A 23,158-nucleotide genomic window follows, 5' to 3' on the forward strand; every position below is an offset into this window, starting at 1 on the left:
TCAAGCCGTCGCACCGGCTCCGTGATAGCACTATGCACAGTGTCCATTCTAAGCCTAACGGTCCGAACAAACCGCAGACTCGCAGATCACCCCGTCATCCGGAAGGTGGCCGCTGAACAGCGCTTACGAACGGTGAGCATCATCGAGCAGACGTAATGCTTCGGCTCTTGTCTTTCGCTGCACCTTGAAGCCGCCCATGACATTGACGCTCTGAGGGGTAAAACCAAGATGCCTCATCACCGGGATGTCGCAATCCACCAAAACGCGCATGATCCCCAGACGCTTGGCCCCGCCCTCGCGTTTCACGGCGCCGGCACCCCGCTGCAGGAAACCTCCCACATTGCGTATTGTCTCATCGAGACTGAGATGAAAGCTGAGAAACGGCATGTCGGCCACAACCAAGGCACGAGGCCTTGTGCGCGAGGCTGCTTCCAGGTGATGATTCATCATTTCCATGCTGACGGGAAGCGTATCGTCGACGCCCACGCAGACATTGCCGACACTATCACCGACGAGAATGATTTCGACCGCTGTGTCGGCGATGCGCGCCGTGACCGCATCGTAAGCTGTCGTCATCGCGATGGGACGTCACTCCGTTTTCCATTGCTGCAGGACTGGAATGGTGAAGCCTTGCAAAGGCGACTCTGAAGTGTGGCTCATGCGCGGAAGATCCTACGACACTGATCGTTGGACGGGACACGGAAAGAGCTTCGTTAATAGAAGGGGAGAGCGGCTTCACCTCCGCCTCGGAAGCATCGATCAAGGCACGATCCAAAGCGCGACGATACAGATTTATTTGCTCGAACCACACGGAAGCCGCCGTCGATACGGCGCACTTTGCAACAACAGGAAGAGTGCTTTGTTGGCTTCATAGCGCGCCGCGGCTCGGCTGCGTTGCGTTCCCGCCACGACCAACGGGCCATTCGTCGCGGAGATGGACCACGACCACCTTCGACCGCAACGTTCAAGCGAGACTTTGTAAATCGAAAATCGATCAGACATGGCATCCCCCGCTCAAGCCATAGCTCTACCCACGATCTATTCCATCCGCATGGAGCTCACCGGGGCCGCCGCTCCGTTCCCGGGTGTCGCATGCACGCCGGCGAGGCGGTCGATAATCGCCATCCGATAGACTGCGCAATGCGGGCAGACCAATTTCGAAGAACCGGATTCTGCCGCTTCAGCAGTAGTTCCTGGGGGCCTCCTTGCCCGCCCACCTCGGCAAGGCTGATCGATGCGAGTGCCGGCGAGCGTGGGCGGGCTAGAGTTCGCAAGAAGTTCGTGGCCAATACCATAATAGCCGCTCAATCTCTCAGCCTATCTGCGGCAAATGCCGAAGAATGAGTCGGAAGCTGCTTCTCCCAGCATCACACCGATTCCTGTCGATCGGTCAGGAAGGGTCCCGTTCTGCGGACAGACCCATCAGGGCGAACGGGGTCCATGCGAGAGAAAGCCAAAAGAAATAGTACGATGTGAGCGCATCATTGGAGGCGGTCGCGCAAGGTCGGCCGGATGACAGCTTAGCCGTTCAGCCTGTAAGCATTGAAATCAATGATTGTTGCCGAGGTCCGTGTCACTTAATTTTCCACACCACTCCTGAAAACGCCTCGCTCGACTCGATGGCCTGTCGGGGCGATGTCCCGCCAAAACATCGCCCGGCTAAGGCACTGTCGCCGGGAGGTCACTCAGCGGCACCTGTCAAGCTGCTCGCAACCAGCGCAACCATTTTTGGTCGGCCTCCCGCCGCGACTTGAAGCGGTCGACGCACCTTTTGGAGCAAAGCGCCATTCGCCAGCTGTAGTAGCGGATCAGCCCGAACTTCCCGCCACAAATAGCGCAGCACCTTCCTGAACCACGATGGAAATCGTGAGAGTTATTGCGCATGTTGCCTCCTATCGGCGCCACTTAGATCAGTCCCATGCATTCTCCACTTCCACGTCTCAGCGCCCGCACACCACGTGCGGCGTCGCCAATTCCGACCTTCGGGCATGCAAGAAGCAGCCGCCGCAGCAGAATGACCCTGACGCGCGCCTTCTTGGCGCGGCCCCTGAAAGCAGTTGCCCCAAACTTCCCAACCTATAACTGCTACTTTGATCCTGAATAATGCAATGAACGGCATTTGGCCGCGTAAATCCTGCAATATTTCAGCTCTGTTTGAGGGTCTTCACCGCAAGAGGTCATTCCGGATCTTTCGCGATTCTTGCTCGCCGTGCATCAAGCGAACAGATCGGCAGCTTCTCTGATCGCGGTATAAATCTGATCAATATCTGCGGCTGTAACGCAATAAGGTGGCATCACGTAGATCGTATTCCCGAGCGGACGCAGCAGAAGATTTCGGTCCTTGAAGAAGGCCTGAAGTTTCGGACCGATGCCGGCGAGATAGCCGGCGTCATTTGTTTTCAGATCAAGCGCAGTGATGGTGCCGGTCCGACGAACGTTTGCAAAGCGCGGATCAGCCCGAAACGGCTGAATTGCGTGCTCTTGCATGGATGCGAGGGTTGACACGCGCGTGCGCGCATCGGAGCTCTGCCAAAGATCCAGATTGGCCTTTGCGGCGGCGCAGGCAAGCGGGTTCGCCGTATATGAACTCGAATGGAAGAACGTCAAATTGCGATCTTTCGAATAGTGCGCCTCGAAAATATCAGCGCGACAGAGTGTCACTGCGAGCGGAAGCGATCCACCAGTGAGCCCTTTCGAATAACAGGCGATATCCGGAGTGACGTCGGCCTGCTCGCACGCAAACAGCGTTCCGGTTCGCCCCCAGCCCGTCATGACCTCATCTGCAATGAAGAGAACGCCCCAGTCTTCGCAGATCCGCTTCATCTCCCGCAGCACCCAGGCGGGGTACATCAGCATTCCGCCCGCCCCCAAAATCAGAGGCTCCACGATGAAGGCCGCCGGCATCTGCTCCCGACACACTGAATATAACGCACTGAGCGTGTCCTGCTCGCGACCTGTTGCCGGGAACGGGATTGGTGTGACGTCGAATAGCAGAGGCTCATAGGCCGCATTGAACACGCCACGGGCTCCGACCGACATCGCTCCGACCGTGTCGCCATGGTAGGAGTGTTGCATCACCACAATGCGAGTCCGCTGTTTGCCGATATTTTTCCAATAGCCGAGCGCCATTTTCAGTGCGACTTCGACACTCGTCGAGCCACTATCTGAGAAGAAGACGTACTCAAGAGCAGGCGGCGTGAGCTGCAAGAGTTGCACTGCAAGCTCCTCGGCTGGCTCATGCGTGTAACCAGCAAAGATAATCTGATTGAGCTTGCCCGCCTGGTCCTGGATGGCGCTGACGATATGTGGGTGACAATGGCCGTGGGTCACGACCCACCAGGACGAGATTGCGTCCATGATGTGTCGACCGTCGGCGACGTGAAGGTAAGCCCCCTCACCGCGCACGATCCTTGTCATCTCGCCTTGAAGCGCGTGCTGCGTAAACGGATGCCAAACTGGCGAGCTCGGGGTCGGCATTTCAACTGAAATCGTCAGCTCGGAATGAAGACTTGAATGCCGTCTGAAGCGCCTCTGGCGTGAGAGGCGAAAGCAGAGGCAGTCGTCCCAACCAGCGCACACGGCCAATCTCACGAATGGCAGTCTGAGTTTCCGGGTTGCGTTCGCCGATGAACGCAATACCCAGAATCGTGATCTGCCGCTTTCGAAGAGCCTCGATCGACAGCAGCGAGTGATTGATTGTACCGAGTTTTGTGCTGGCGCAAACCACGACCGGAAGCTGCCACCTCTCAAACACGTCGATGTAGAGTGTATCCCCACTTAGCGGGACCATAAGCCCGCCGGCGCCCTCGATGACAAGAGGCCGCCCTTCCGTGTCTGGCGGATTTATGGAAGCTGCGTCGATGCGAACCCCGTCCATTTCCGCAGACTGGTGGGGCGATGCGGGCGTTCGAAGCCGGTAGAGCTCCGGCACGACTCGATCGGTTGAGAGACGAGCCAACCTGGTGACCGTTTCGGTATCGGTTTCTCCGTCGAGCCCGGCTTGTATCGGCTTCCAATAACTCGCGCCGAGAAGATCGGCCAAGCCTGCGGCGAACACAGTCTTCCCAATGCCGGTATCCGTTCCGGTCACGACGATCCGCAAACTCATCGAGCCTTCCCCTTCGTCTCCTCAGCGAGCGCGTCGACCATGGAGACCACATCATCCTCGTTGACGTTCAGCGTCAGGGAAATTCGCAAGCGCGCTGTCCCCGCCGGCACTGTGGGCGGCCGAATTCCGCGAATATCGAAGCCGCGATCCTGCATCGCAGCGGCGAGCCGCATCGTATGAGCATTGTCACCGACCATGTATGGGAGGATCTGCGAGCTGGAAGGACATCGCACCCCACGGGCTTCCATCTTCCGATGCGTGAACGCAACCAGCCTTGTGAGGCGCCGCTGACGCTCGGGTTCCCGCTGCAAGATGAACAGCGCCTCGGTGACGGCAACGGCAATTAGAGGTGATGGCGCGGTCGCGAAGATGAACGGACGACAACGATTGACCATAAAGTCGCGTAGCACACCGGAAGCAGTGACAAGCGCTCCCGCCACTCCCAACGCTTTGCTGCAGGTATGTACAACCAGGAGATTCTCACGGCGACCGTAATGGCTGGTGAGCCCTCTGCCCTGCTCCCCGTAAACGCCGGTAGCATGAGCCTCGTCAACGACCAGGAACGCGTCGTGGCGATCGGCGAGCGCGACCAGATCATCGAGGGGTGCGAAATCGCCGTCCATACTATAAAGGCTTTCCGCGACGATCCAGACCCGTCCCATTCCCCCATCCGCACGCCAGTCGCGGATCGCAGTTTCGATGGCTCCGAGGTCGTTATGGCCAGCTATGCGAAACTCAGCCCTGCCAGCTCGCGCGCCTTCATGAATACTGGCGTGAACCAGAGAGTCGAGGACGAGCAGATCGCCGCGCTGCGGCAGTGTCGTCAGGACCGCAAAATTTGCGACGTAACCGCTCGCAAAAAACAGCGCCGTCTCTGCGCCAAAGAAGTGAGCGGCTTCCGCCTCGAGGCATTCATGCTCTTGACAATTGCCGCGCAGAAGTCGCGAACCGCCAGAACCCAGCGGGGTGCCACGTTCGATGGCGGCCAAGACGGCCTTTTTCATATGCGATGCACTCGCAAGCGCCAGATAATCGTTAGATGAAAAATCAATTCCGGCACGCGAATTGAGACCGCGCAAGCGGTTGTCATCTTGCAGGGCGCGCAAGGCCTTGACGTAGGGTCCGAATTTATCCATTCGCGACGAGCTCATTGCGCACTCTACCCCATGCTGCCGGCGCTTTGGCTTTAGCCGCCGACGACGAGCTTGAACATGCCACTCAGGTCTTAACGGGTGAGGATGCCATTGTTGCGGTCAACGAGCACGACACGCGGTTGGAACACCTTTGCTTCGGCTTCGTCGAAGGATGCATAAGCAATGACAGTGATTTTGTCTCCTGGCATCGCGAATCGTGCCGCAGCACCATTTAAACCAATGATACCGGACCCACGCGGTGCCTCGATGACATAGGTTGCAAAGCGCGCTCCGGTATCCATATTATAGATCTCGACGCGCTCATAGATCAGGACCCCCGCCGCGTCCAGCAACGCACGATCAATCGAGATTGATCCTTCATAGTGAAGATCGGCTTCGGTCACGGAAGCGCGATGGATTTTGCCCTTCATGAGGGTGATGTGCACTTCACACTCGCCAGTCAGCGCCTCGATGCTCTGCGCTGCTTCGGTCGGCAAGCTCAGACGTGATGCCGAGCCGAGCGAGCAAGTGCGCATCGCGATCCAACTTAGGGTTTTCTGTCGTCAGCAGCGTATCACCGATGAAGATTGAGTTCGCGCCAGCCAAAAAGCACAGAGCTTGCAGTTCGTCCGTCATATACTGCCGTCCGGCCGACAACCGGACCACGCTCTTCGGCATCATGATTCGAGCAGTCGCGACCAGGCGCGCCACGGCGATGGGATCAGGACGCTGGGCGGTTTCATTGACCGGCACGCCCTTGACCTCATTCCATAGGTTGATCGGCACGCTTTCCGGATGGCTTGGGAGATTTGCAAGCAGCACGAGCATGCCGAGACGATCCTCGATGCGCTCGCCCATCCCAATGATGCCTCCACAGCAGATCTTGATCCCGGCGCCGCGGACGTGGGCTAGGGTATCGATGCGATCTGCTAGTGTACGGGTTCTGATGATGCTGCCGTAAAATTCAGGCGAGGTATCGACGTTATGGTTGTAGAAGTCGAGCCCAGCTTCAGAGAGCTTTGCCGCCTGGCTCGCGGTCAGCATACCGAGCGTGACGCAGCTCTCCATGCCAAGTCCTTTCACGGCCCTGACCATGTCGCACACCTGATCAAGATCGCGCTCTTTTGGACTACGCCAAGCCGCAGCCAGGCAGAAGCGAGTTGCACCTGCATTCTTGGCGCGTTTTGCTGCGGCCAGTACATCGCCAGCACCCATCAGGCGGGTGGCCTTCAGATCTGTAGCGAAGTGCGCGCTCTGGGAGCAATAGCCGCAATCCTCCGGACAGCCCCCTGTCTTGATGCTAAGTAGGCTAGCGGTCTCGACGTGATTTGGATCGAAGCTTTCGCGATGAACGTTCTGCGCCTGGAATATCAGGTCTGCAAACGGCAGCCCATACAGAGCTTCAGCCTCGACGACCGTCCAATCAAAGCGGACAAGCCCTTTGCTATCGCGATTGTAGTGCCTGGCTTCTGCGGCAGGATTCATGCATTCATCATTGTCAGCTTGGTAGGAACCTTCTGAAACTCACGTGAAGCTCGCGCTTTTTCGAGGGCAAAGATATAAGGGCGTACTCTCGCTCAAAGACGGCGGAAATGCATCCAAATTGCATGATTCCTGCGAAAGAGCCCTACGCAATATCGATTTCTACGCTGAGCGAGATCATGTTGCGGCCGTTCGTCAGCAAAGGCTCACGCACCAACCGGGGGGCTGCGCGGCCGGCGCCGCCATTGCAGCGAGCTCACGTTCGAGATAGTAAATCCAGCTACACTTCCCGAGATCGCCGACCATCCATGATTCGTCACATCGTGTTGTTCACCGCCAAGGACCAAGCTCAGATTGAGGGCATAATCGAAGGTCTATCGATCCTCACGAAAATCCCACATCCACGTCGGCTGGAGATTGCCCGCAATCGCAAGAGCGATGCACTCGGGAACGATATCGATGTCGTCGTTTACGGTGAATTCGACAGCGACGCCGAACTCGCAGCTTACAAGCGGCATCCTTTATACCAGGAATCAATCAGGCGTGTGCGACCTCTTCGGGAGCTACGGTTCGCGGCGGACTATAGTGTCTAATGGATACGGGCTCCTGAAAGACAGCTGGGCCAAAGCACACTGCGGGCGTCACACAATGGCGCTCAAACAGTCGCTTCTCGGTCGTCGGGCGAAGGGGCAAGTTCGAAATTTAGCCAGTTCGTTACTCTGACGAGGGGCCTCCTGAGGAAGTTCTGCGACAAAACAAGAACAACCTCCAAATTATGCATGGCGAGTTCGTCTCGGCTGATTTTCCTCCTCTAAGCTCTTTAGGCCCACAAACAGCTGGCCTGTGCCAGCGCCGAGAGCAAGACCGAGCCCGTGAGTCGCAGCGCACAGACAATCCGTGATGGTCAGACCCCGGTTTCACCGAGAAAGTGAAGGCAGCTTCACCGGGAGAATTCGGCACGGACTTCGCTTTCCAAGGACGCTCAGTGAACGCAATCGAGCTCGAATATCAGATTGATCGCGCTTTTCTTCAGATGCGGGCGGCTCCTTAGAGGACCGCCTGCCCACACAGCAACCGGCAAAAAGCGCGTGGCCAGATGGAACGGAACACCTCTCACAGAGCAGAGCAACTGGTTCTCAAATGCATGTCCGCGAACTTCCATGGATCGAACCGGCCGTTGCTATGCGGCGTCTAGGAAATCAACCGAACCTGACTTTCTTGGATAGCGCCGCCAGGAGCGAGTTGGGACGCTACTCATATGTTACCTGTGATCCATTCGGTAGCTATATGGTCAACAATGGGCAAGCCAGTTGCAACGGCGTCGCTCTTGGGGGCAATCCGTGGGAAGCTCTCCGCAGTCTACTCGCTAGATATCCGCAACAGAACCGAACAGATCTGCCTCCCTTTCAGGGAGGTGCAGCCGGCTATTTGGGCTACGACCTAAACAGGACACTTGAGCGATTGCCGCCACCTGCGATTGCCGATCGCGCTTTGCCCGAATGTGTCCTACATTTCTATGACGTGGTCATCAGCTTTGACCATCGGGATCACAAGTGCTGGATCGTTTCTACCGGATGGCCGGCTCAGGAGCCTGCGCCTCGACTTGAACGCGCACGCCGTCGCGCCGATCAGTTCGCCGCCTTGCTCGACATGCCGACGCCAGCTTTACAGGAACTCCCTGGCACATTAGGCGCATGGCAGTCCAACTTCAGCCTTGACGACTACATCGCGGCCATACAGCGCGTCATCCGCCTCATTTTGGCAGGAGACGTCTTTCAAGCGAACATCGCGCAGCGTTTCACTGGGAGGATGCCGACCTCATTCGAGCCGATTAGCTTTTACTGCCGGCTACGGTCCCTCAATCCGGCGCCGTTTGCGGCCTTGTTGCGCTATGGCGCGCTCACCATTGCCTCAAGCTCACCGGAACGTTTCCTCAAACTCGACGCGCGAAACGTCGAAACACGCCCTATCAAGGGCACGATAGCGCGCAGCAATGATTCCGCGGAGGACCAGCACCGCGCACAGGTCCTCGTCGCGTCCGAGAAGGACCGCGCCGAAAACTGCATGATTGTCGATCTTCTGCGCAACGATCTGTCGCGGGTTTGCACGCCGCACTCGATCGAAGTTGCAGGGCTGTGCAACCTCGAATCCCACGCCTCGGTGCACCACCTCGTCTCGATCGTCACAGGTGAACTTTCAGAGAGCCAAGACGCCGTCACGCTGCTGCGAGCTTGCTTTCCAGGGGGCTCGATCACGGGGGCGCCAAAGGTGAGATCCATGGAGATCATCACGGAAATTGAGCGAGTGGCTCGACAGGTCTATTGCGGGGCAATCGGCTTCATTGGTTTTAACGGGCATATGGATACCAACATCGCGATTCGCACCGTAACTATTGATGGCGATCAAGCCATGTTTCATACGGGAGGCGGGATAACCGCGATGTCGGATCCGCAAGCCGAGTATGCTGAGACGCTTGCGAAAGCACAGCGAATCTTTGAAGCTTTTGGTAGTAAAGGACCTGGTCCGCTGTGATCCTCATTATCGATAACTACGACTCTTTTGTCTTCAACATCGGCCGGTATTTCCAGAGGCTAGGCGCGTCAACCGAGGTTGTCAGGAACGATGCGATCAGCGTCGCCGACGTGATCAAGCTTAATCCCCGCGCGATCGTTATCTCTCCTGGTCCCTGCACTCCAACCGAGGCGGGAATATCTATGGCCGTTATCCGCGAGCTTTCCGGCCGCACCCCGATTCTCGGAATTTGCCTCGGGCATCAATGTATTGGAAGCGTTTTCGGCGGACGAGTGAGGCGAGCGCTACGCCCCATGCATGGGCGATCCTCTCGCATAATGCATGAAGGGGGGCCGTTATTCGAGGGATTGCCCTCCGCACTTTCCGTCGGTCGTTATCATTCGCTTGTGATCAAGCTTGACTCGACCTCCGCACCGCACCTGATGGTGACAGCGCGGTCCGAGGAAGGCGAGATCATGGCTCTCGCACATCGCTATCAACCAACTTACGGCGTGCAGTTTCATCCGGAATCGATACTCACCGAATGCGGGTCTCTGCTGCTCAGCAATTTCTTGCGGCTCGCAGCCACTCGTTGAACCGAGCATGTAGGCCCAATCGACGTGAGCAGACAGCTGAACATCTCCCAAGGAGGGTTTGTCCCATTCGATTTCGATCAAGTAATCAAAAAGGACATCGAGAAGCGACGAAATGAATTGCTGGAGTCCATACGAAACGGCTTGATTGTTCATTTATCTTCCAGGAGTCATCCGCTTCATTTGGCCGCAAATGAGGTCGACACAACAGTGTCGCGCAATCGCGCCGCTATGGCGATGGCATTCCCAGATCTTACTGAAACCAATGAGACGATCCGAGCTATCCTATATGGCGAAACACCCGATCTAGAAGCACGAAGGAAGACGTCATTCGCGCCACTGCTCCATTTCAATAATATAGTCGAGCGGGTAAGAAACATTCCCAGTGTCGAACAATGGCAAAAAGTCAAAGAGCCAGGTGAGCAATACAATTCGGACAAGTGGGACGACGATGTTCTGCTGATCAGTTGCGGTAAGGCCGCTATCGAAGCTCCCAAATTGCTGGCGATCGAACTGGAACGTGTAATCCATTATGATTTTCCATTATGATTTATTGCCTTCCAGCATTCACTCCGGTCTCGCGGAAACAATGGTCGCTTTGACCAATTTGAAATACGCAAAGGCTCCGCAGCCAAAGGCACCTTAAACGCGCTTTTCACTCACCTATGGTCGATATTCGCGAGCTTCGAGACCGTCACGCTGCCCTCGCCGCCCCAACTATACTGATAATGATCGCCCTGCATGACGGGCAGCAAGATTAAGGATGGACGAAACACGCAAACATTGTTGCCGCCCTTTCGTCGGACACTATCGAAGACAATGCCGTTCCCACCGTCATCGGAAGACGGCCAGCGCAATGCAAGTCCAAAGGCGCGAGACTTTGAATAGTCGTTTGCAGCGTACAGCTCGGGCCGTGTTTCTTGCTGTCCGCGAATGTCAATCAGCGAGCAATCGATCCCGGCGATCAACTGCCGCATTTGAATGTTTGAAGGAAAGGCACCTTCTGAGAGGCGAAGCCGACGCGTATTGTGGTGCACAGTCTCGGTAATCGCTGTTTCAATTTCAAGCGCCGCATACCACGCACCGAGACGGCCGTCGGTGAAGCGGCCGCCAGTCTCATCCGCGTGCAGAAAGGCGGCCATCACCATATTGGCGGTCGGTCCTTGCACGATTTCTGAAGGAGGCAACAATTGCAAGCGTCCCGAATGGGACGTCAGTCGATCGTTCGTGACAGACTCGAGCAGGAACGCAACGGTCAGTTCTTCCTGGCTTAAATTCAAGTCGTCAAAGATGCCGACCGTTGGATAGCGGCTGGCAATAAGGCGATGCGTATGTGCACGGATGCTCGCGCGGGATTCACTCATTTCATCCCGCGCCAGGCATCCAGATAGCGGCGAACCGCGTAGAGATCGTCGATGCTGCCCCGGAGCGCGCGCTGCAGGGGGGAGAGACCGCCAAACGGAAGGTCATGGTTCGGACTGGTGAACCAACGGGTCGCGCTTGCCTCGTCGGAAAAGAGCGTCCTCAATCCCTTTTGGATTCCGAGCACCAGCGAAACGCGCTCCAACTGATCGCGCGTCAATGTACCGATCTTGCCGTTGCGCCAGTTGTGATAGGTCGGCCTTGAGATATCGCCAGCGAGCGCACGGCGGTCATCAACGGAGAGATGCCACAAATCCGTCAGCTTGAGGAACAGCGACACTGCCGGGGCCGACAGGCGCTCGCGCATCTTCGAATCGCGCAAGGCGTCTGGAGCAAGGATTCCATCCGTAGGTAGCCGGATTTCTGTGGATGCTTCGGGTGTCATTGTCTATATCTATCCTCCACATCTAAGTATAGACACAGAGCCGTCTTTTTTCAAGTTTTCCATAACATATTGATATATCGACACAAATAGAAATGAGATGTGAGAACCGAAGTCCGGCAACGACGTAATCTGCCAGCTCTGCGAGAACAGAACAAGAACATTAAGCTCGCAAATTACCAAAAACCGCCTATGCCTCAAGCTATGACCAAAACCGTCAGCGACAATCAGCTCCTCGGCGAGCTGGGCGAGACCGCAGTAAAGAAGATCGTCCTTGAGACGGGCTTCATTTATGAGCAGCGCGGGCGTCTTGAAGCTGGGGTGGACGGACTGATCGAACTCCGGGATCCAAAGTCCGGCGCTGCGCTTGGGAAGCTGCTTGGCGTCCAGGTCAAAGCCACAGCCGAAGGAAAATACATTCGCGAAAGCGACAAGAGTTTCGAGTACACGCTTAAATCCAAAGACCTCGGCTATTGGCGCAAATACAACATCCCGGTCATCATCGTTCTATGGCGACAATCGGACGGCTCGGCTTACTGGCAGGACGTGTCCAGCGCCTGCGCGGGGATGAACGGCGCCTTAAGTTCGACAAGGCCGACGATGTTTTCGATCCAAGCTGTGCGGATAGATTGGCAGCAATTACTATCGACCGGCGCACACCGGGCGTCCACATCCCGCCGCTGAACTTTGGCGAGAGCGCTATCGTCAACATGATGCGCGTGCGCCTTCCGGATGAGATTTTCATCTCCACATCGCCATTTGGTTTTCGTGGAGATGCCATCCCAGACCTTTTGAAGCAGCGCAATCCAAGGTTCGACTGGGTTATTCAAAAGCGACGTTTCGTGTCGTTTTTCGATCCGCGAATTCGGAACGCGGGCGATCGTCGATTTGGATCAAGTTGAAGCCGTTGACACGAAGCTGTTCACGTTGAATGACGATCTCGATGATATGAATTGCACGATTGATCTGTTGCGCAGGACGTTGTCGCGGCAAACCCGCGACCAACTCAGCTTCCTCAAAGATGAGCGCTTGTTTCACTTTCATGCACTCGGCGAGAATAAGTCGCGCACCTACAAGTATGCCTCGGCCGTAAAAGACACATCGGCTCGCGTGGTCAGCTATTACCCGAACAAGAAATATCCCGACAAACCGGGATATGTTCGTCACCACGCCGCGTCGTTCCGATTTGAACGGCTTGGCGATGAGTGGTTTGTCGTCATTGACCCGACGTTTTATTTCACGCGGAACGGCTTCGTCCCGCATCCGTTTCCCGGCGCACTGCTTGCAGGCAAGAAGCGTCTGGAGCGCAATGCAGCTGTTCGTGGCCAAGTCATTATGTGGCAAAGCTTGCTGGCCGAGAGCTGCAAACAGAAAAACGATTTGTTCGAAAAAACCAATGCCAGCGATGTCCTGGTGGGATTTGAACATCTGCCGCTTATCGAACTTGAAAAGGCTGTGCCTGAAGACACATGGGAGCGAACTGATCCCCGCGCGGATGAGATGAAGCCCGCCGATCTCTTTGATGAGGGGTTGGCAGCATGACCTTCAAAGCACGCGTTTTCGATGAGCCGGTATTGGAGTTTGGCGACGGAGGGCAGCATTGCGATCCGCGCCAAGGTTTGCGTGAGTTCGGGCCGCTTCAGCCGCGCTCGGATGCTGGCGCGCCGATTATAACTACACACGACCGCACTCACAGCTCGGATGGAAGACACCCTCCGAGTTCGCCTTCACCTGCCACCCGCGCCGGGATCTGGCGCTGCGCTATGCCGATGGCTCCGCGCCAGCTCCCGTCGCTACCACCGCCCAACTGGGCAAATCCAATGGCTTGAGCGAACTCAGAACTGGATAAAATCTGGGGGCAAGGTCAGCAGGCACGATGAAGCTGTGCGGCATGCGGTCGAGATGGTCTCACAGCAACTCTCCGCGTTGAACGAAAGTAGCGTCAAGCCTGATGTCATCGTGCTTGCACTCCCTATTCCGCTGATTGAGAAGCTCGTCAATGCCACGAGCGAAGATGCGGAGCCAAAGGAGGAAGATCAGGAGGAAGACGTAGCGATATCCTGCTCGATTTCCGCGATCTTCTGAAGGCCAAAACGCTCCATCTCGACGTGCCGACGCAAATCGTCTGGCCTGACACATGGGATGATGCCGCTAAAATCCCACGCAAGGTGAAGCGCGAAAGCAACCGTCAGGTACAGCTGAAAGCAACGCGCGCGTGGAATCTGCTGAATGCGTTGTTCTATAAGGCTGGGAAGGTACCTTGGCGCTTGCTGCCGCAAGCGGATGGCCTGCGCACGAGCTACCTCGGCATCGGCTTCTATAGAGACGTCGATGGGCAGCAACTTTGGACCAGCACCGCGCAAATGTTCGACGAGCGGGGGCGCGGTCTGATTCTGCGTGGTGCGCGGGCGCAAACCGAAACCAAAGGCCGCCATCCCTATCTGACCGAGCAGGATGCCGACGACCTCGTAATACAATCAATCGCGACTTATAAAACCCATCACCGTCACGTCCCGGCGCGCCTCGTCATCCTCAAAACCTCAAGGTTTAGACCTGAGGAAGCAAAAGGCATCGATGCCGCTTTGCGGCGGGCGGGTATCGACCTGAGCGATCTGGTTTGGGTGCAAGAAAGCTCGCCCATTGCCGTCTTTCGCGATGGAAACTACCCGGTACTACGTGGAACGTTCATTGATTTGCGCGGCAAAGGGCTTCTGTATACGCGGGGATCCGTGCCGTATTACGGGACTTTCCCAGGCCTTCGTGTGCCGCGCCCCCTGCTGCTAGTGCGCCATGAAAATTGCGATACGGCGATTTCAAAGCTCGCCGAAGAGATCTTGGCGCTGACCAAGGTTAATTGGAATACCACGCAATTTGACCTGAAGCTGCCAGCGCCCATCATGGCGGCGCGCGAGGTCGGGCGAATTTTGAAACACATTGATTTCGGGACGCCCATCTCGCCTGACTTCCGAAAATACGCCTGGGACTAGGGCAAGCTTAGTATTTTCGATCCATGCCGGAGCAGTGATAATGACGCCCAAAGGGCGGGTTCCGAACGCGAGAGCCTCCAGCGCGCAGCTCAAAATGCTCTTCCGCTAGGGAGCGCCAGATTATCCAGCAATTTCAATATGTTAGCGTCGAAATTGGCTAACCCGCTTTGGTGGTTAGCCAAACTGTCCATGGCAATTTGTGCCAACCGCTTCTGACTGACGGCCTTTGTGTAGGTCTCGATCTCAGCCAAGTTGTCGTGACCGGTGATGGCCTGAATCTGGTGCGGGGTGCACCCTGCCTCAGCGAGCCGAACACAGATCGCATGACGCAGGCCATGTGGCGACGAGTCGGAAGGCAGGCCGGCCTCGTGAGCAGCATCACGGATCCAGTTCGTTGCCCCCTTCGCGCTGCGGTCCTTGCCCCACTTCGTGTGTAGGAAGGTCCGCTGGTTGCGCGGGGTGTCCTTAATGTGGTGCCAGAGGGTCGGATGGATCGGGATGTTCAGCGTCTTTCGGTGCCGCGACTTGACGGTGGTGATGGTAATCCAGCCGTCAGCGATATGCTCCCAGCCAAGCCGCACGGCGTCGCTGCGGCGTAGGCCGGTGTGGATGAACAGCTCTAGCCCGAGCCGCTGCGGCGTACCTTCAGCCCAACGCTTGCGGTAAGCCTCAACGTCTGCATCCGTCCAAGCCCGGTGAGAGCGCTTAACGTACTTGACGCGCTTGGCCCGCTTGATCGGGTTCTCGGTGATCTCGCCCGCGCCAATAGCCCATTCAAACACGATGTGCAGCAGCTTGCGCAGTTCGTTCGCCGCCGCCGGCTTGTCAGCTTTTTTGTCGATGATGGCGTTGATGTGCTTCGTCTCCAGCTTGGCCAGAGACTTCGCTCCGTGTTCCTTTCGAAAACGCTCCAGGATGCGCCTGCGGTTGCTGCGCGAGCTGTCGGCTAGCTGCTTGTATTCCGCGCTGCCGTAGTAGCCCGCAATAGCCGCCGAAACGCTGCCTGGCGGGTTGCGGTCCTCCGGCTGGGTACCGGTCTGGATGGCCACAGCGACGCTCTGCGCGGCCCTGTGGTAGGCCTCCCAGAACTGGTAGCTGAACAGCGGTCCAGCCAGCGGAACGCGCTTTTCGCCCGGTTTGCGCAGGTAAATGCGCTCGTGTCCGTGGCGGTCAGTGTAGACGTGAAGATGCCTCGGTCTCTTTGTCATGACTCAGGACGCAGTCCCATTCGTTGTCGTTGGCCGGCGGAGGCGCACCATCGAACAGTCGGTCCAGCGCCGCCCGGTCCCAGATGTTCACGCCGAATAGCTCCAGCGGCTTGGGGACGGCGCCAGCCAGCACCTGCTTGTCGAAGTGAGTCGGACTGATGCCCAGATAGCGCGCTGCAGCCGCGCGACGGAGACCACGCGGCTGCATACGATTGTCATTGGCGGGAACGGGCAAGAGCGTGCCCCTTGAAAAGATTGCTCTGAAAACCTCGCCGGCTAATGCCGACGCGCAAGGGTGGGTGGTGAACCGCTGGCGCTTCGCTGCTGGGTCTCAACAATCCAGTGGCCGGCGATTCACCACCATAGGCTAATTATACCACGGCCTATTCCGCGGCCTGCAGCGCCACCGCTGATCGCTCGGCAGCGGCCCTCTCGCCATTCAGCTGCTGCAAATCCCAATAGATGCCCTCCTGAATCGCGGTCAGCCAGTCCTCTCCGGTCCCTTCGGTCGTGTTGTCGACCAGCAGCTGGACCTTTTGCCCAAACTCTTCCCAGGACGTGGCACGGGCGCTTGAAATATCCCAGCGCAGTGCTTCGGCGGTCGCTCGATATTTCTCGACCAAAGGGTCGCGCGTCGCCGCGCTGATCATGTCGGCCACTATCTTGTGGGCTTGGAGAAGCTGGGAAAGGCTCGGTGCGGACTTGACCGTGCCGGTTGTGGAAAGTGCAGCGATTGTATCGGTTTTTGTACAGGTTTTGTATTGATCAGGCATAATGTGATGCACCCCTTGATAGTCCGGTTCATTTGACCGGCCCCGAAACCGTGTTAACACAGATTCCATGAAGCGCCAATTCGTGATAACACGGAAAAAACGAGGGCCACCTGCTACTGGCAAAGGCACGCTGGTGGGCGTTCGCCTGCAGCCGGATGACTTGTCAGCCGTCGACAGTTGGATTGCAGAGCAGGACGAAGCCGCCACGCGACCAGAAGCTATTCGGACGCTGATGCGGCTGGCGCTGAAGGCGAAGCCCAAGGCTTAGGCGCCCGCCTATCGCTCGCGCGGCAACTGGCTTCAACGGCTGGTGAGAAGGCCTGGAGCAAAGCTAAGAACGCTCCTCATCTTGGATGGGGGGCCTCATGTTTCCGTATTTTTCAACGACCGCGTAGATGGCCTGATATTGCGAACGCTGCAGCTTCCCGCTGTACTCATACCCTTTGCGGGCAGCTATGCTTTGCAGCGTGGAATAGTAGCCGGGTAAATTGCTTTTTATTGCTTCTTCAATGCGAGGTACCAACGTTGCGTCTCGCGAGTGCGAATCCACCTTGCCGGCTAAAATGGCGTTGCTAACTATAGTGAGCTGATGGAAATAATTGTCCCCCGCCGTCGCAATCGATAAGAAATCATCGAACGTTGGGTCTTTTTTCTTGGTGATGTATTTCTGAAGAGCGTTCGTGAATTCCTGATAGCGCGCATTTTGTGCCAGCATCAGGTCTCTGCCGTTCTCAAAGAGTTTTTGTTCTGCGTCCAAGCGCTCCTTTTTTGTGAGGGTCCATCGAGTCGCTAGAAAGCCGATCGCACCTCCAAAAAACCATTGGACTGGAGAAAAATTATCCTTAGCGATCCCAAACCAATAAGCGAGATCGATCACTTTTGCTCCGCTAACCGCAACAGCGTATCAATCGTGTCGCCCTCCGATGCATAGACCCGCGTGCGATAGTCTGGGAAAATTTGCTTAGCTGCCGCATCCCCAGCAGCATCCTTGGACATGCCTTGGCGGATGAGTTCTCGAACGCGATCAGCCCAACGACGGGCCTGCAAATCACTCGGTTCACTTGCGAGACCGTATTTTATAAGAAGACCGTGACCCGCAGCAGCCATGACCCCTCTCCCCTCCAAAAACCTCAATCAACCATAGAGGGGCCGCTGCTGCAGTTTCAAGTATTGGCTGCTAAAGAACTCAAATAGTTGCGGATAACGAGTCTTCGGCGCGTCGGGACTACTTCTTTGGATCTTTGTCGATCAGACCAAGCAGTCCGCCTATTGGGCTCGTCGAGGCCTTCCCGAGCCCTGCCAGAGCAAGCAAGTTGGGCAGGTCTTTGGGTGGCGGAGCGGGCGGCGGCGGCGGCCCAAGCGTGCGCTTCCGGTCCATCCACTCCCAAACCCATTGAGGCTGGATTCCGTTGCGGTCACTCATGTCGACCTTCACGATCAGCATCGAATCCGACGCCCCGATGATTGGCTTAATGCCGTAAAAGAAATCGCTGGCAGGCCTCCCGGTCCAAACCAACCAGCATGTTGGGGAGTAACGCAGCCAGTCCGGCGCGAGGACATTGAACACTGGCTCAAGGTCCTGCACCTTGGGCAAGCCTTCGTTGAACGTAAATCCGATGTGCAAGAAACGTTCGGTCATTGCAGGCCGGCCGGCTTCAGCTGCGTTGGATTTTGAGGGTCAGGCACGAGTTCAGTGATGGGGGGCGCCGGAAGATTCTTTGCCGCAAGCTCGATTTGCCTAGTCTGTACATAGGTTGGCCCCTCCGTCGCAGCTAGATCAGGGTGGCGGCTCGCGAACCAAGCTTGAAAGCCGAGAAAGGCCAGGAACGCTACCGCGCCGATACCGACGATGATCAATATCCCCGCCTCGCTGGTGACGCGCGCGAGCCCGATCGCTAGCACCACGAGCAAGACCACCAATGCGACAGTCGCCTTTCCGATCATTCCATGCCCCCATTGGATATGGGACAGCCAACCAAACGGGCCTGATCCTTTCGGCGACGGCGGAATGATTTCTGATTGCATCGGGGCTGATGACACCCTCCGATACTTTAAGAGTCAACGGTGGCAGGTCGCCCTATACACCGAAATCCGCGTCAGCCCCGCTCCTGATTCGGGGGCGGTAAAGCGACCGCCTCCTCATCTCCACAACTAAAGGCCGGCAATCCGGTGCACTACGGCTTGCGCTCTCGCCTTGGTTGCGGTTGGATTGGTTGAGGGGAGCTAAACGGTGTTTTGGAAGAGAAGCGAATTCATTGAGCCGGATTGCGGCTACGAGCGGCTAGAGCAGCAAATAAAGTGGTACGATTCAAAAAGCGGCTCCGCGCAACGCAGTTATAAGGTTGGCAAGTACCTGGTGACGATTGCGTCGGCCGTGATTCCGATTGCGGCGCTGATGGATTATAAGGTGCAGACGGCGATCTTAGGTGGCTTCATAGCGGTTTGTGAGGCCATCCAGCACCTGAACCAATGGCAGCATAATTGGATCACTTACCGATCCACCTGCGAAGCTCTCCGCCACGAAAAATACGCTTACATCGAACGCGCAGATCCCTATGACGGGCTTGAGGACGCGGATGCAAGGCGCCTGCTCGTTGAGAGAACCGAAAGCTTGATTTCGACCGAGCATTCCAAATGGATTGCGAGTCAAGAGCGCGCTGCTGACAACTCGCAAGCGCAGCGCAGGCCTGCTAGGTCACCAAACTAAGCAAAGCGGGAGGGTTTGATGGGGCCTGTCTACGTTGCGTTCGACGGCGATAAGGATAAGTGGGCCTACGCCTTTATGAAAGGATGGAAAACCAACAACCGAGTCGATTTCGATTTTGAAGATGCCCACGACCTGGACTCAATGACATCGCGCGCCCAGAACGAAACCTATGTAAAGAGCGCCCTTAAACAGCGCATGAGCAAATCAGATGCTTTGATCGTCATTGTCGGAGAGAGCACGAAGCATCTATACAAATTTGTCCGGTGGGAAATTGAACTAGCGATTGCGCTCGGCCTTCCCATCATCGTCGCAAACTTGAATGGGAAAAACACCCGGGACGATACACTCTGCCCCCCAATATTGAAGGATGTTTGCGCCGTCCACATACCATTCAAGAAAAACGCGATTAGCTACGCGCTCAATAACTGGCCCCGCGAATGGCGCAGCCTCGACGCTCAGACAAAGGCTGCCGGCTATCGATACTACGATATCAGTTGGGAGTGAGCCGGATGAAGGCCTTTTTAAGCTATACAACGGCCAACAAGGCAGTTGCAGGCAAAGTAAAAACCCTCCTTGAAACTCTCGGCGTTGAGTGCTTTCTTGCTCACGAAGACATCCAAGTATCCGAGGAGTGGCGGCTAACGCTCCTGTCAGAGCTAGCGCAACGAGACCTGTTCGTGTCGATACTCAGCTCCGACTACTTTTCGTCCGTGTGGTGCGCGCAGGAAAGTGGCATCGCTGCAGCAGATCCCCACATGACCATCGTTCCAGTTTCTCTCGACGGGACTGTACCCGCGGGATTTTTTAATCACGTTCAATCAATCAAAATCGATGGTGGTAATCCGCAGCTGTCGTCATTTACCAACGGACTTTTTAGGTGTGATCAAACCTTCACCATTGACGCCCTTATCGCGTTGCTAGGTAAATCCCGCAGCTATCGCAGCGCCGAATATCACTTCAGCCTTCTGCAGCCATTCGTGAAGTCGGCAACTGATGCTCAGGTGGCGGAAGTTCTGCGGGTCTCGACGGTGAACGATCAGGTATGTCACGCAAGCGAATGCGCGACCAAATACTTGCCTCCTCTTCTCGAATCGCACGGGCATCTGCTTGATCCGACCGTAAGGAAGGAGCTGGGCGAAATTCTGTCGCGTTACAAGCGCTGATCGTCCCATGAGAGGCTGAAACGCGACACACGGAATTGGCGACAAAGGCTGGTCCACAACTAGGCAGCATTCACTATAGTTGCTGCGAGAATACCGGAAGGTGGGAGCTATGGCTGATTATATTCATGCGCGTGAGTATCTATCGAGCGGCGACGTTGTCGTTGTGGAGTGCTCACATCAGTGCAACGTCATCGTCATGGACGATAGCAATTACAGCTTGTACAGGACGGGACGACAGTATCGCTACTATGGTGGTCACTTCACGCATTTTCCCGCGCGCGTATCAGTGCCTGGTGACGGGCATTGGAATACAGTGATTGACCTGGGTGGTGGCCGAGCCAACATCAGATACAACATCGGCTACATCAAAAGCTGACATCTCGGCGCGAGCCTGACACAACGCCTCGGCCAACGCCTCGATTATCCTGTGCTGGGAACCGTCCGCGATATAGTTTCGACTTGCCGTTCCACCGCTGTGACCATCCCGACGAAAACGACGCCAGATCACCTCACCGTTTTCATCGCAAACATCCACACTTTGTGCATCTCTCATTCTATTCCCCACCATCACAACGCCCTCCCCGTCCTCGCCCGCTTCACCGTCGCGACAACCCGCCCCGGCAGCTCCGCTTCAAGCTGAGCCAGCTGCGCCTGCACGCGCGCCAACCCCTCTCGATCGGCGCCGCGCGCATCAATGCTAATCGTCACGGGCGCCGAAACGCTCCCACCCACCCCGGCTCGCAGCACATCATTAGGAATGACCTGAGAACCACGAGGAAGATTGACCAGCTCTGGCCCCTCCTCCCAACAACTGCCATGCCACCAGGGGCGTAGTTCGTGCCGCTGGCGAAAAACGGTACTGGCCCGCTGGGCCCGCCCAACGTGATGGGTCCAGCGGAAGCGCTACCGCCACCGCCAAACAAGCTGGCTAAATTGAACCCACCACCACTGCCGCCGAATGCTGCGTTCCAAAGGTTATCAGCAGCCATCTGAGCGAGTTTATCAGACAGCTTACTTAGCGCGTTCAGGCCAGCGGTTTTAAGCGCGTCCATTGCCGACGCGCCGTTCCGAATCTGCTGGGTGAAATCGGCCAGAACACTGCGGGTGATGTCCTGCCCGACCTGACTGATTTGCTGGAGCGCGTACGCCGCACGCAGTCCGGCCGCCTCGGTGGACGCCAGCGCCGCTGGCACATCGTTGCCGTAGATGCCCCTCAACTGCTGAGCAATCGCCAAGTCTTCTGGCGTGAGAAATGCCGTCTTAACGGCGAAATCAGTATTAGCAACGACCCGCGCCTTCGCCAATTCAGCGGCAGCGTTTCCGGCGGCGGTGGCGACCTTATCGATCTCGGCTGCTACTTCCGGAGTTACCCTCTTGAATGCCTGTTGCGCGGCCTCCGTCAGTTTGTATTGGGTTTCCAGCCTGGTAAGCTCACCGATACCAGCGTCAAATCCAGCCGCAGCTCCAAGCGTCCTGGCATTCTGCTTAGACTGTGAGTTGATCTGGTTTTGAAAGCTCTTTAGCGCCTGCTCCTGGGCGCTGGCAGCATCCTCAGCAGCCTTCTTACGTTCGTTGTAGGACAGGATCGCGAGTTGATTGTCGCGCTCGCGCACTACAGCTAGACGCTCTTCCGTGCTGCCGGCCTGCTCCAGCGCGGCCAGGTAGTTCTTGAGGATCTTTTCCCGGTCATCGAGATTTGGCGTGACCGTGCCGCTAAGCTTCTTCATGGCGTCGGCAAATGCTTCGCCCTGTTGGGCTGCAGCGAGTGCGGTGGCGTCAAAATTGCGCAGCGCCCTCGATGTCCCCTCAATGGCAAGCTGCGCGGTACCGGCCTTCGACGTTAGGTCAAGCAACTCCTTGGCCAAATCGCGCGTCTTTTCATCGGATGTGCTATCTGCGATTTCTTGGATCGCACGCCGAAAGGCGAGCACATCAGGCGTGCCATTCTTGACGCTCGTTTTAAACGCCGTGATCTCGTCACTGAACGCAGAAAACTTGCGTGAATTCTCCTCGATCGCCGGCCCAAGTCCGGTGATTCTAAAATCCGAGAGAGACTTAGATATGCTGACCGAAAGGGACTGAAACTCTTTCTTAATATCGTCAGTTTTGAAGCCAAGAAGTGTCTTTAGAACGGCGGCCGCCTCCTTGACCGCCGTATCAACACCCTTGCCGGCCTCGCCGTAGGAATCTCTCAGCGACTTGATGAGGTCCGAGTGTGCCTTCAGCTTGTCATCCAAATCGCCGACGCCACCGAGCGCCTTGCTCACATACTGCACCGCCGCGCCGCCCAGCGCGATCGTCGCAATCGTGGCGAGGCTTGTAGGCGTCAGCAACGACGCGAAAGCGCTGCTCAGAAGCGACACAGCCCCCGCAGCACCGCCCTGCCCCAGAACTTGGCTGATCTGGGTGCCCTGCTGCAGGGCCACGGTGAACGGCGACTGGCCACCCTGCAGCTGAACCGCAATGTCCTGAAATTGCGCCGCAAGGTTAGCGGTCTGAAACTTCGCGCCACAGAGCGACTTTGCGACGTCGTCAATCTTCTTGGGTGCCTTGGTGAAGGCATTCCCAAGGCTATTGTCAACCACGCCGATCTGCCCTACCAGCTTATCAAGCTGGCGCTGCATTGCTCGCGTGTCGGCCGAAATCGATAAGATTAGTTGTTCGTTGTCAGCCAATTCGGCTCTCCGGA

At 56.7% G+C, this 23,158-nt stretch carries 29 protein-coding genes and 2 pseudogenes; 14 read left to right on the top strand and 17 right to left on the bottom strand.

Annotation, left to right across the window (positions count from 1 at the left end):
• Positions 1 to 129 precede the first annotated feature (129 nt).
• From I6F16_RS35660 to bioB, 6 genes and pseudogenes are all read right to left on the bottom strand, one after another.
• Positions 130 to 660, bottom strand: a pseudogene (locus I6F16_RS35660) (3-methyl-2-oxobutanoate hydroxymethyltransferase); the annotation flags it as partial.
• A 1,554-nt stretch (positions 661 to 2,214) separates the two neighbouring features.
• Positions 2,215 to 3,477: an adenosylmethionine--8-amino-7-oxononanoate transaminase gene (locus I6F16_RS35665; protein WP_225174532.1), complete on the bottom strand. Its 1,263-nt coding sequence runs from the start codon at positions 3,475 to 3,477 to the stop codon at positions 2,215 to 2,217.
• A 1-nt stretch (position 3,478) separates the two neighbouring features.
• A complete protein-coding gene (bioD, locus tag I6F16_RS35670; protein WP_036015817.1) occupies positions 3,479 to 4,108 on the bottom strand; it encodes a dethiobiotin synthase in 630 nt (209 codons plus the stop codon).
• Positions 4,105 to 5,259: an 8-amino-7-oxononanoate synthase gene (locus I6F16_RS35675; protein WP_036015814.1), complete on the bottom strand. Its 1,155-nt coding sequence runs from the start codon at positions 5,257 to 5,259 to the stop codon at positions 4,105 to 4,107. The genes bioD and I6F16_RS35675 overlap by 4 nt, the downstream gene beginning before the upstream one ends.
• Positions 5,260 to 5,333: 74 nt before the next feature.
• Positions 5,334 to 5,687, bottom strand: a complete 354-nt coding sequence (panD, locus tag I6F16_RS35680; protein WP_036015812.1) for an aspartate 1-decarboxylase — start codon at positions 5,685 to 5,687, stop codon at positions 5,334 to 5,336.
• A gap of 1 nt (position 5,688) precedes the next feature.
• Positions 5,689 to 6,726 (bottom strand): biotin synthase BioB, encoded by a 1,038-nt coding sequence (gene bioB / locus I6F16_RS35685; RefSeq protein WP_225174533.1) that lies wholly within the window; start codon positions 6,724 to 6,726, stop codon positions 5,689 to 5,691.
• A gap of 305 nt (positions 6,727 to 7,031) precedes the next feature.
• Here bioB and I6F16_RS35690 point away from each other — a divergent pair, with 305 nt between their 5' ends.
• The 4 genes from I6F16_RS35690 to I6F16_RS35705 all read left to right on the top strand — a co-directional run bounded on the left by I6F16_RS35690 (position 7,032) and on the right by I6F16_RS35705 (position 10,376).
• Complete coding sequence (locus I6F16_RS35690; RefSeq protein WP_036015810.1) at positions 7,032 to 7,316, top strand: Dabb family protein; 285 nt, start codon at positions 7,032 to 7,034, stop codon at positions 7,314 to 7,316.
• Positions 7,317 to 7,863: 547 nt separating this feature from the next.
• The gene (pabB, locus tag I6F16_RS35695; RefSeq protein WP_225174534.1) at positions 7,864 to 9,255 is read left to right on the top strand and encodes an aminodeoxychorismate synthase component I; all 1,392 of its coding nucleotides are present in this window, start codon (positions 7,864 to 7,866) and stop codon (positions 9,253 to 9,255) included.
• The gene (locus I6F16_RS35700) at positions 9,252 to 9,830 is read left to right on the top strand and encodes an aminodeoxychorismate/anthranilate synthase component II (protein WP_225125846.1); all 579 of its coding nucleotides are present in this window, start codon (positions 9,252 to 9,254) and stop codon (positions 9,828 to 9,830) included. Before pabB ends, I6F16_RS35700 begins: the two co-directional genes overlap by 4 nt.
• 24 nt (positions 9,831 to 9,854) lie before the next feature.
• The gene (locus I6F16_RS35705) at positions 9,855 to 10,376 is read left to right on the top strand and encodes a hypothetical protein (protein WP_225174535.1); all 522 of its coding nucleotides are present in this window, start codon (positions 9,855 to 9,857) and stop codon (positions 10,374 to 10,376) included.
• A 110-nt stretch (positions 10,377 to 10,486) separates the two neighbouring features.
• Here the strand turns inward: I6F16_RS35705 and I6F16_RS35710 are convergent, their stop codons facing one another.
• Positions 10,487 to 11,191, bottom strand: coding sequence for an RES family NAD+ phosphorylase (locus I6F16_RS35710; RefSeq protein ID WP_225174536.1), 705 nt, complete (start codon positions 11,189 to 11,191; stop codon positions 10,487 to 10,489).
• Positions 11,188 to 11,634, bottom strand: coding sequence for an MbcA/ParS/Xre antitoxin family protein (locus I6F16_RS35715; RefSeq protein ID WP_225174537.1), 447 nt, complete (start codon positions 11,632 to 11,634; stop codon positions 11,188 to 11,190). The genes I6F16_RS35710 and I6F16_RS35715 overlap by 4 nt, the downstream gene beginning before the upstream one ends.
• Before the next feature lie 201 nt (positions 11,635 to 11,835).
• Between I6F16_RS35715 and I6F16_RS35720 the strand changes: the two genes are divergently transcribed.
• The 5 genes and pseudogenes from I6F16_RS35720 to I6F16_RS35740 all read left to right on the top strand — a co-directional run bounded on the left by I6F16_RS35720 (position 11,836) and on the right by I6F16_RS35740 (position 14,618).
• Positions 11,836 to 12,315, top strand: coding sequence for a DUF4365 domain-containing protein (locus I6F16_RS35720; protein ID WP_225174538.1), 480 nt, complete (start codon positions 11,836 to 11,838; stop codon positions 12,313 to 12,315).
• Between the two features lie 204 nt (positions 12,316 to 12,519).
• Positions 12,520 to 13,173: a hypothetical protein gene (locus I6F16_RS35725; RefSeq protein WP_225174539.1), complete on the top strand. Its 654-nt coding sequence runs from the start codon at positions 12,520 to 12,522 to the stop codon at positions 13,171 to 13,173.
• A 103-nt stretch (positions 13,174 to 13,276) separates the two neighbouring features.
• Positions 13,277 to 13,480, top strand: a pseudogene (locus I6F16_RS35730) (integrase core domain-containing protein); the annotation flags it as partial.
• A 35-nt stretch (positions 13,481 to 13,515) separates the two neighbouring features.
• Positions 13,516 to 13,716 carry a hypothetical protein gene (locus I6F16_RS35735; RefSeq protein WP_225174540.1) on the top strand — a complete coding sequence of 67 codons (201 nt, stop codon included), beginning with the start codon at positions 13,516 to 13,518 and terminating at the stop codon, positions 13,714 to 13,716.
• Positions 13,717 to 13,739: 23 nt separating this feature from the next.
• Positions 13,740 to 14,618, top strand: coding sequence for a hypothetical protein (locus I6F16_RS35740; protein ID WP_225174541.1), 879 nt, complete (start codon positions 13,740 to 13,742; stop codon positions 14,616 to 14,618).
• A gap of 89 nt (positions 14,619 to 14,707) precedes the next feature.
• Here I6F16_RS35740 and I6F16_RS35745 read toward each other — a convergent pair whose 3' ends face one another.
• The 3 genes from I6F16_RS35745 to I6F16_RS35755 form a co-directional block, all read right to left on the bottom strand.
• Positions 14,708 to 15,826 (bottom strand): site-specific integrase, encoded by a 1,119-nt coding sequence (locus tag I6F16_RS35745; protein WP_225174542.1) that lies wholly within the window; start codon positions 15,824 to 15,826, stop codon positions 14,708 to 14,710.
• Positions 15,789 to 16,061: a hypothetical protein gene (locus I6F16_RS35750; RefSeq protein WP_225174543.1), complete on the bottom strand. Its 273-nt coding sequence runs from the start codon at positions 16,059 to 16,061 to the stop codon at positions 15,789 to 15,791. The genes I6F16_RS35745 and I6F16_RS35750 overlap by 38 nt, the downstream gene beginning before the upstream one ends.
• A gap of 148 nt (positions 16,062 to 16,209) precedes the next feature.
• Positions 16,210 to 16,599: a hypothetical protein gene (locus tag I6F16_RS35755; protein ID WP_225174544.1), complete on the bottom strand. Its 390-nt coding sequence runs from the start codon at positions 16,597 to 16,599 to the stop codon at positions 16,210 to 16,212.
• Between the two features lie 67 nt (positions 16,600 to 16,666).
• On the opposite strand from I6F16_RS35755, the gene I6F16_RS35760 reads away from it, so the two are divergent.
• Positions 16,667 to 16,867 carry a ribbon-helix-helix domain-containing protein gene (locus I6F16_RS35760; RefSeq protein WP_225174545.1) on the top strand — a complete coding sequence of 67 codons (201 nt, stop codon included), beginning with the start codon at positions 16,667 to 16,669 and terminating at the stop codon, positions 16,865 to 16,867.
• A 63-nt stretch (positions 16,868 to 16,930) separates the two neighbouring features.
• On the opposite strand, the gene I6F16_RS35765 is transcribed toward I6F16_RS35760, so the two are convergent.
• The 4 genes from I6F16_RS35765 to I6F16_RS35780 form a co-directional block, all read right to left on the bottom strand.
• On the bottom strand, positions 16,931 to 17,476 hold the full coding sequence (locus tag I6F16_RS35765; protein WP_225174546.1) for a hypothetical protein: 546 nt from the start codon (positions 17,474 to 17,476) through the stop codon (positions 16,931 to 16,933).
• Positions 17,473 to 17,706, bottom strand: a complete 234-nt coding sequence (locus I6F16_RS35770) for a hypothetical protein (RefSeq protein WP_225174547.1) — start codon at positions 17,704 to 17,706, stop codon at positions 17,473 to 17,475. Before I6F16_RS35770 ends, I6F16_RS35765 begins: the two co-directional genes overlap by 4 nt.
• A 118-nt stretch (positions 17,707 to 17,824) precedes the next feature.
• Positions 17,825 to 18,238: a hypothetical protein gene (locus I6F16_RS35775; protein WP_225174548.1), complete on the bottom strand. Its 414-nt coding sequence runs from the start codon at positions 18,236 to 18,238 to the stop codon at positions 17,825 to 17,827.
• Positions 18,235 to 18,624 (bottom strand): hypothetical protein, encoded by a 390-nt coding sequence (locus I6F16_RS35780; RefSeq protein ID WP_225174549.1) that lies wholly within the window; start codon positions 18,622 to 18,624, stop codon positions 18,235 to 18,237. Before I6F16_RS35780 ends, I6F16_RS35775 begins: the two co-directional genes overlap by 4 nt.
• A 205-nt stretch (positions 18,625 to 18,829) precedes the next feature.
• On the opposite strand from I6F16_RS35780, the gene I6F16_RS35785 reads away from it, so the two are divergent.
• The 4 genes from I6F16_RS35785 to I6F16_RS35800 all read left to right on the top strand — a co-directional run bounded on the left by I6F16_RS35785 (position 18,830) and on the right by I6F16_RS35800 (position 20,845).
• The gene (locus I6F16_RS35785) at positions 18,830 to 19,306 is read left to right on the top strand and encodes a DUF4231 domain-containing protein (protein ID WP_225174550.1); all 477 of its coding nucleotides are present in this window, start codon (positions 18,830 to 18,832) and stop codon (positions 19,304 to 19,306) included.
• Between the two features lie 18 nt (positions 19,307 to 19,324).
• Complete coding sequence (locus I6F16_RS35790; RefSeq protein WP_225174551.1) at positions 19,325 to 19,810, top strand: TIR domain-containing protein; 486 nt, start codon at positions 19,325 to 19,327, stop codon at positions 19,808 to 19,810.
• A gap of 5 nt (positions 19,811 to 19,815) precedes the next feature.
• Complete coding sequence (locus tag I6F16_RS35795) at positions 19,816 to 20,469, top strand: toll/interleukin-1 receptor domain-containing protein (RefSeq protein WP_225174552.1); 654 nt, start codon at positions 19,816 to 19,818, stop codon at positions 20,467 to 20,469.
• A 109-nt stretch (positions 20,470 to 20,578) separates the two neighbouring features.
• Positions 20,579 to 20,845, top strand: a complete 267-nt coding sequence (locus I6F16_RS35800) for a DUF1883 domain-containing protein (protein ID WP_225174553.1) — start codon at positions 20,579 to 20,581, stop codon at positions 20,843 to 20,845.
• Here I6F16_RS35800 and I6F16_RS35805 read toward each other — a convergent pair.
• Together I6F16_RS35805 and I6F16_RS35810 are read right to left on the bottom strand one after the other, a co-directional pair.
• Positions 20,753 to 21,022, bottom strand: a complete 270-nt coding sequence (locus tag I6F16_RS35805; protein ID WP_225174573.1) for a hypothetical protein — start codon at positions 21,020 to 21,022, stop codon at positions 20,753 to 20,755. The two genes, I6F16_RS35800 and I6F16_RS35805, sit on opposite strands and share 93 nt — an antisense overlap.
• A gap of 151 nt (positions 21,023 to 21,173) precedes the next feature.
• Entirely contained in the window at positions 21,174 to 23,144 is a 1,971-nt protein-coding gene (locus I6F16_RS35810) for a phage tail length tape measure family protein (RefSeq protein WP_225174554.1), read from the bottom strand.
• Between the last annotated feature and the right edge of the window lie 14 nt (positions 23,145 to 23,158).

This window comes from Bradyrhizobium sp. IC4060, from assembly GCF_020193715.1.
GTDB classification, from domain to species: Bacteria; Pseudomonadota; Alphaproteobacteria; order Rhizobiales; family Xanthobacteraceae; genus Bradyrhizobium; species Bradyrhizobium yuanmingense.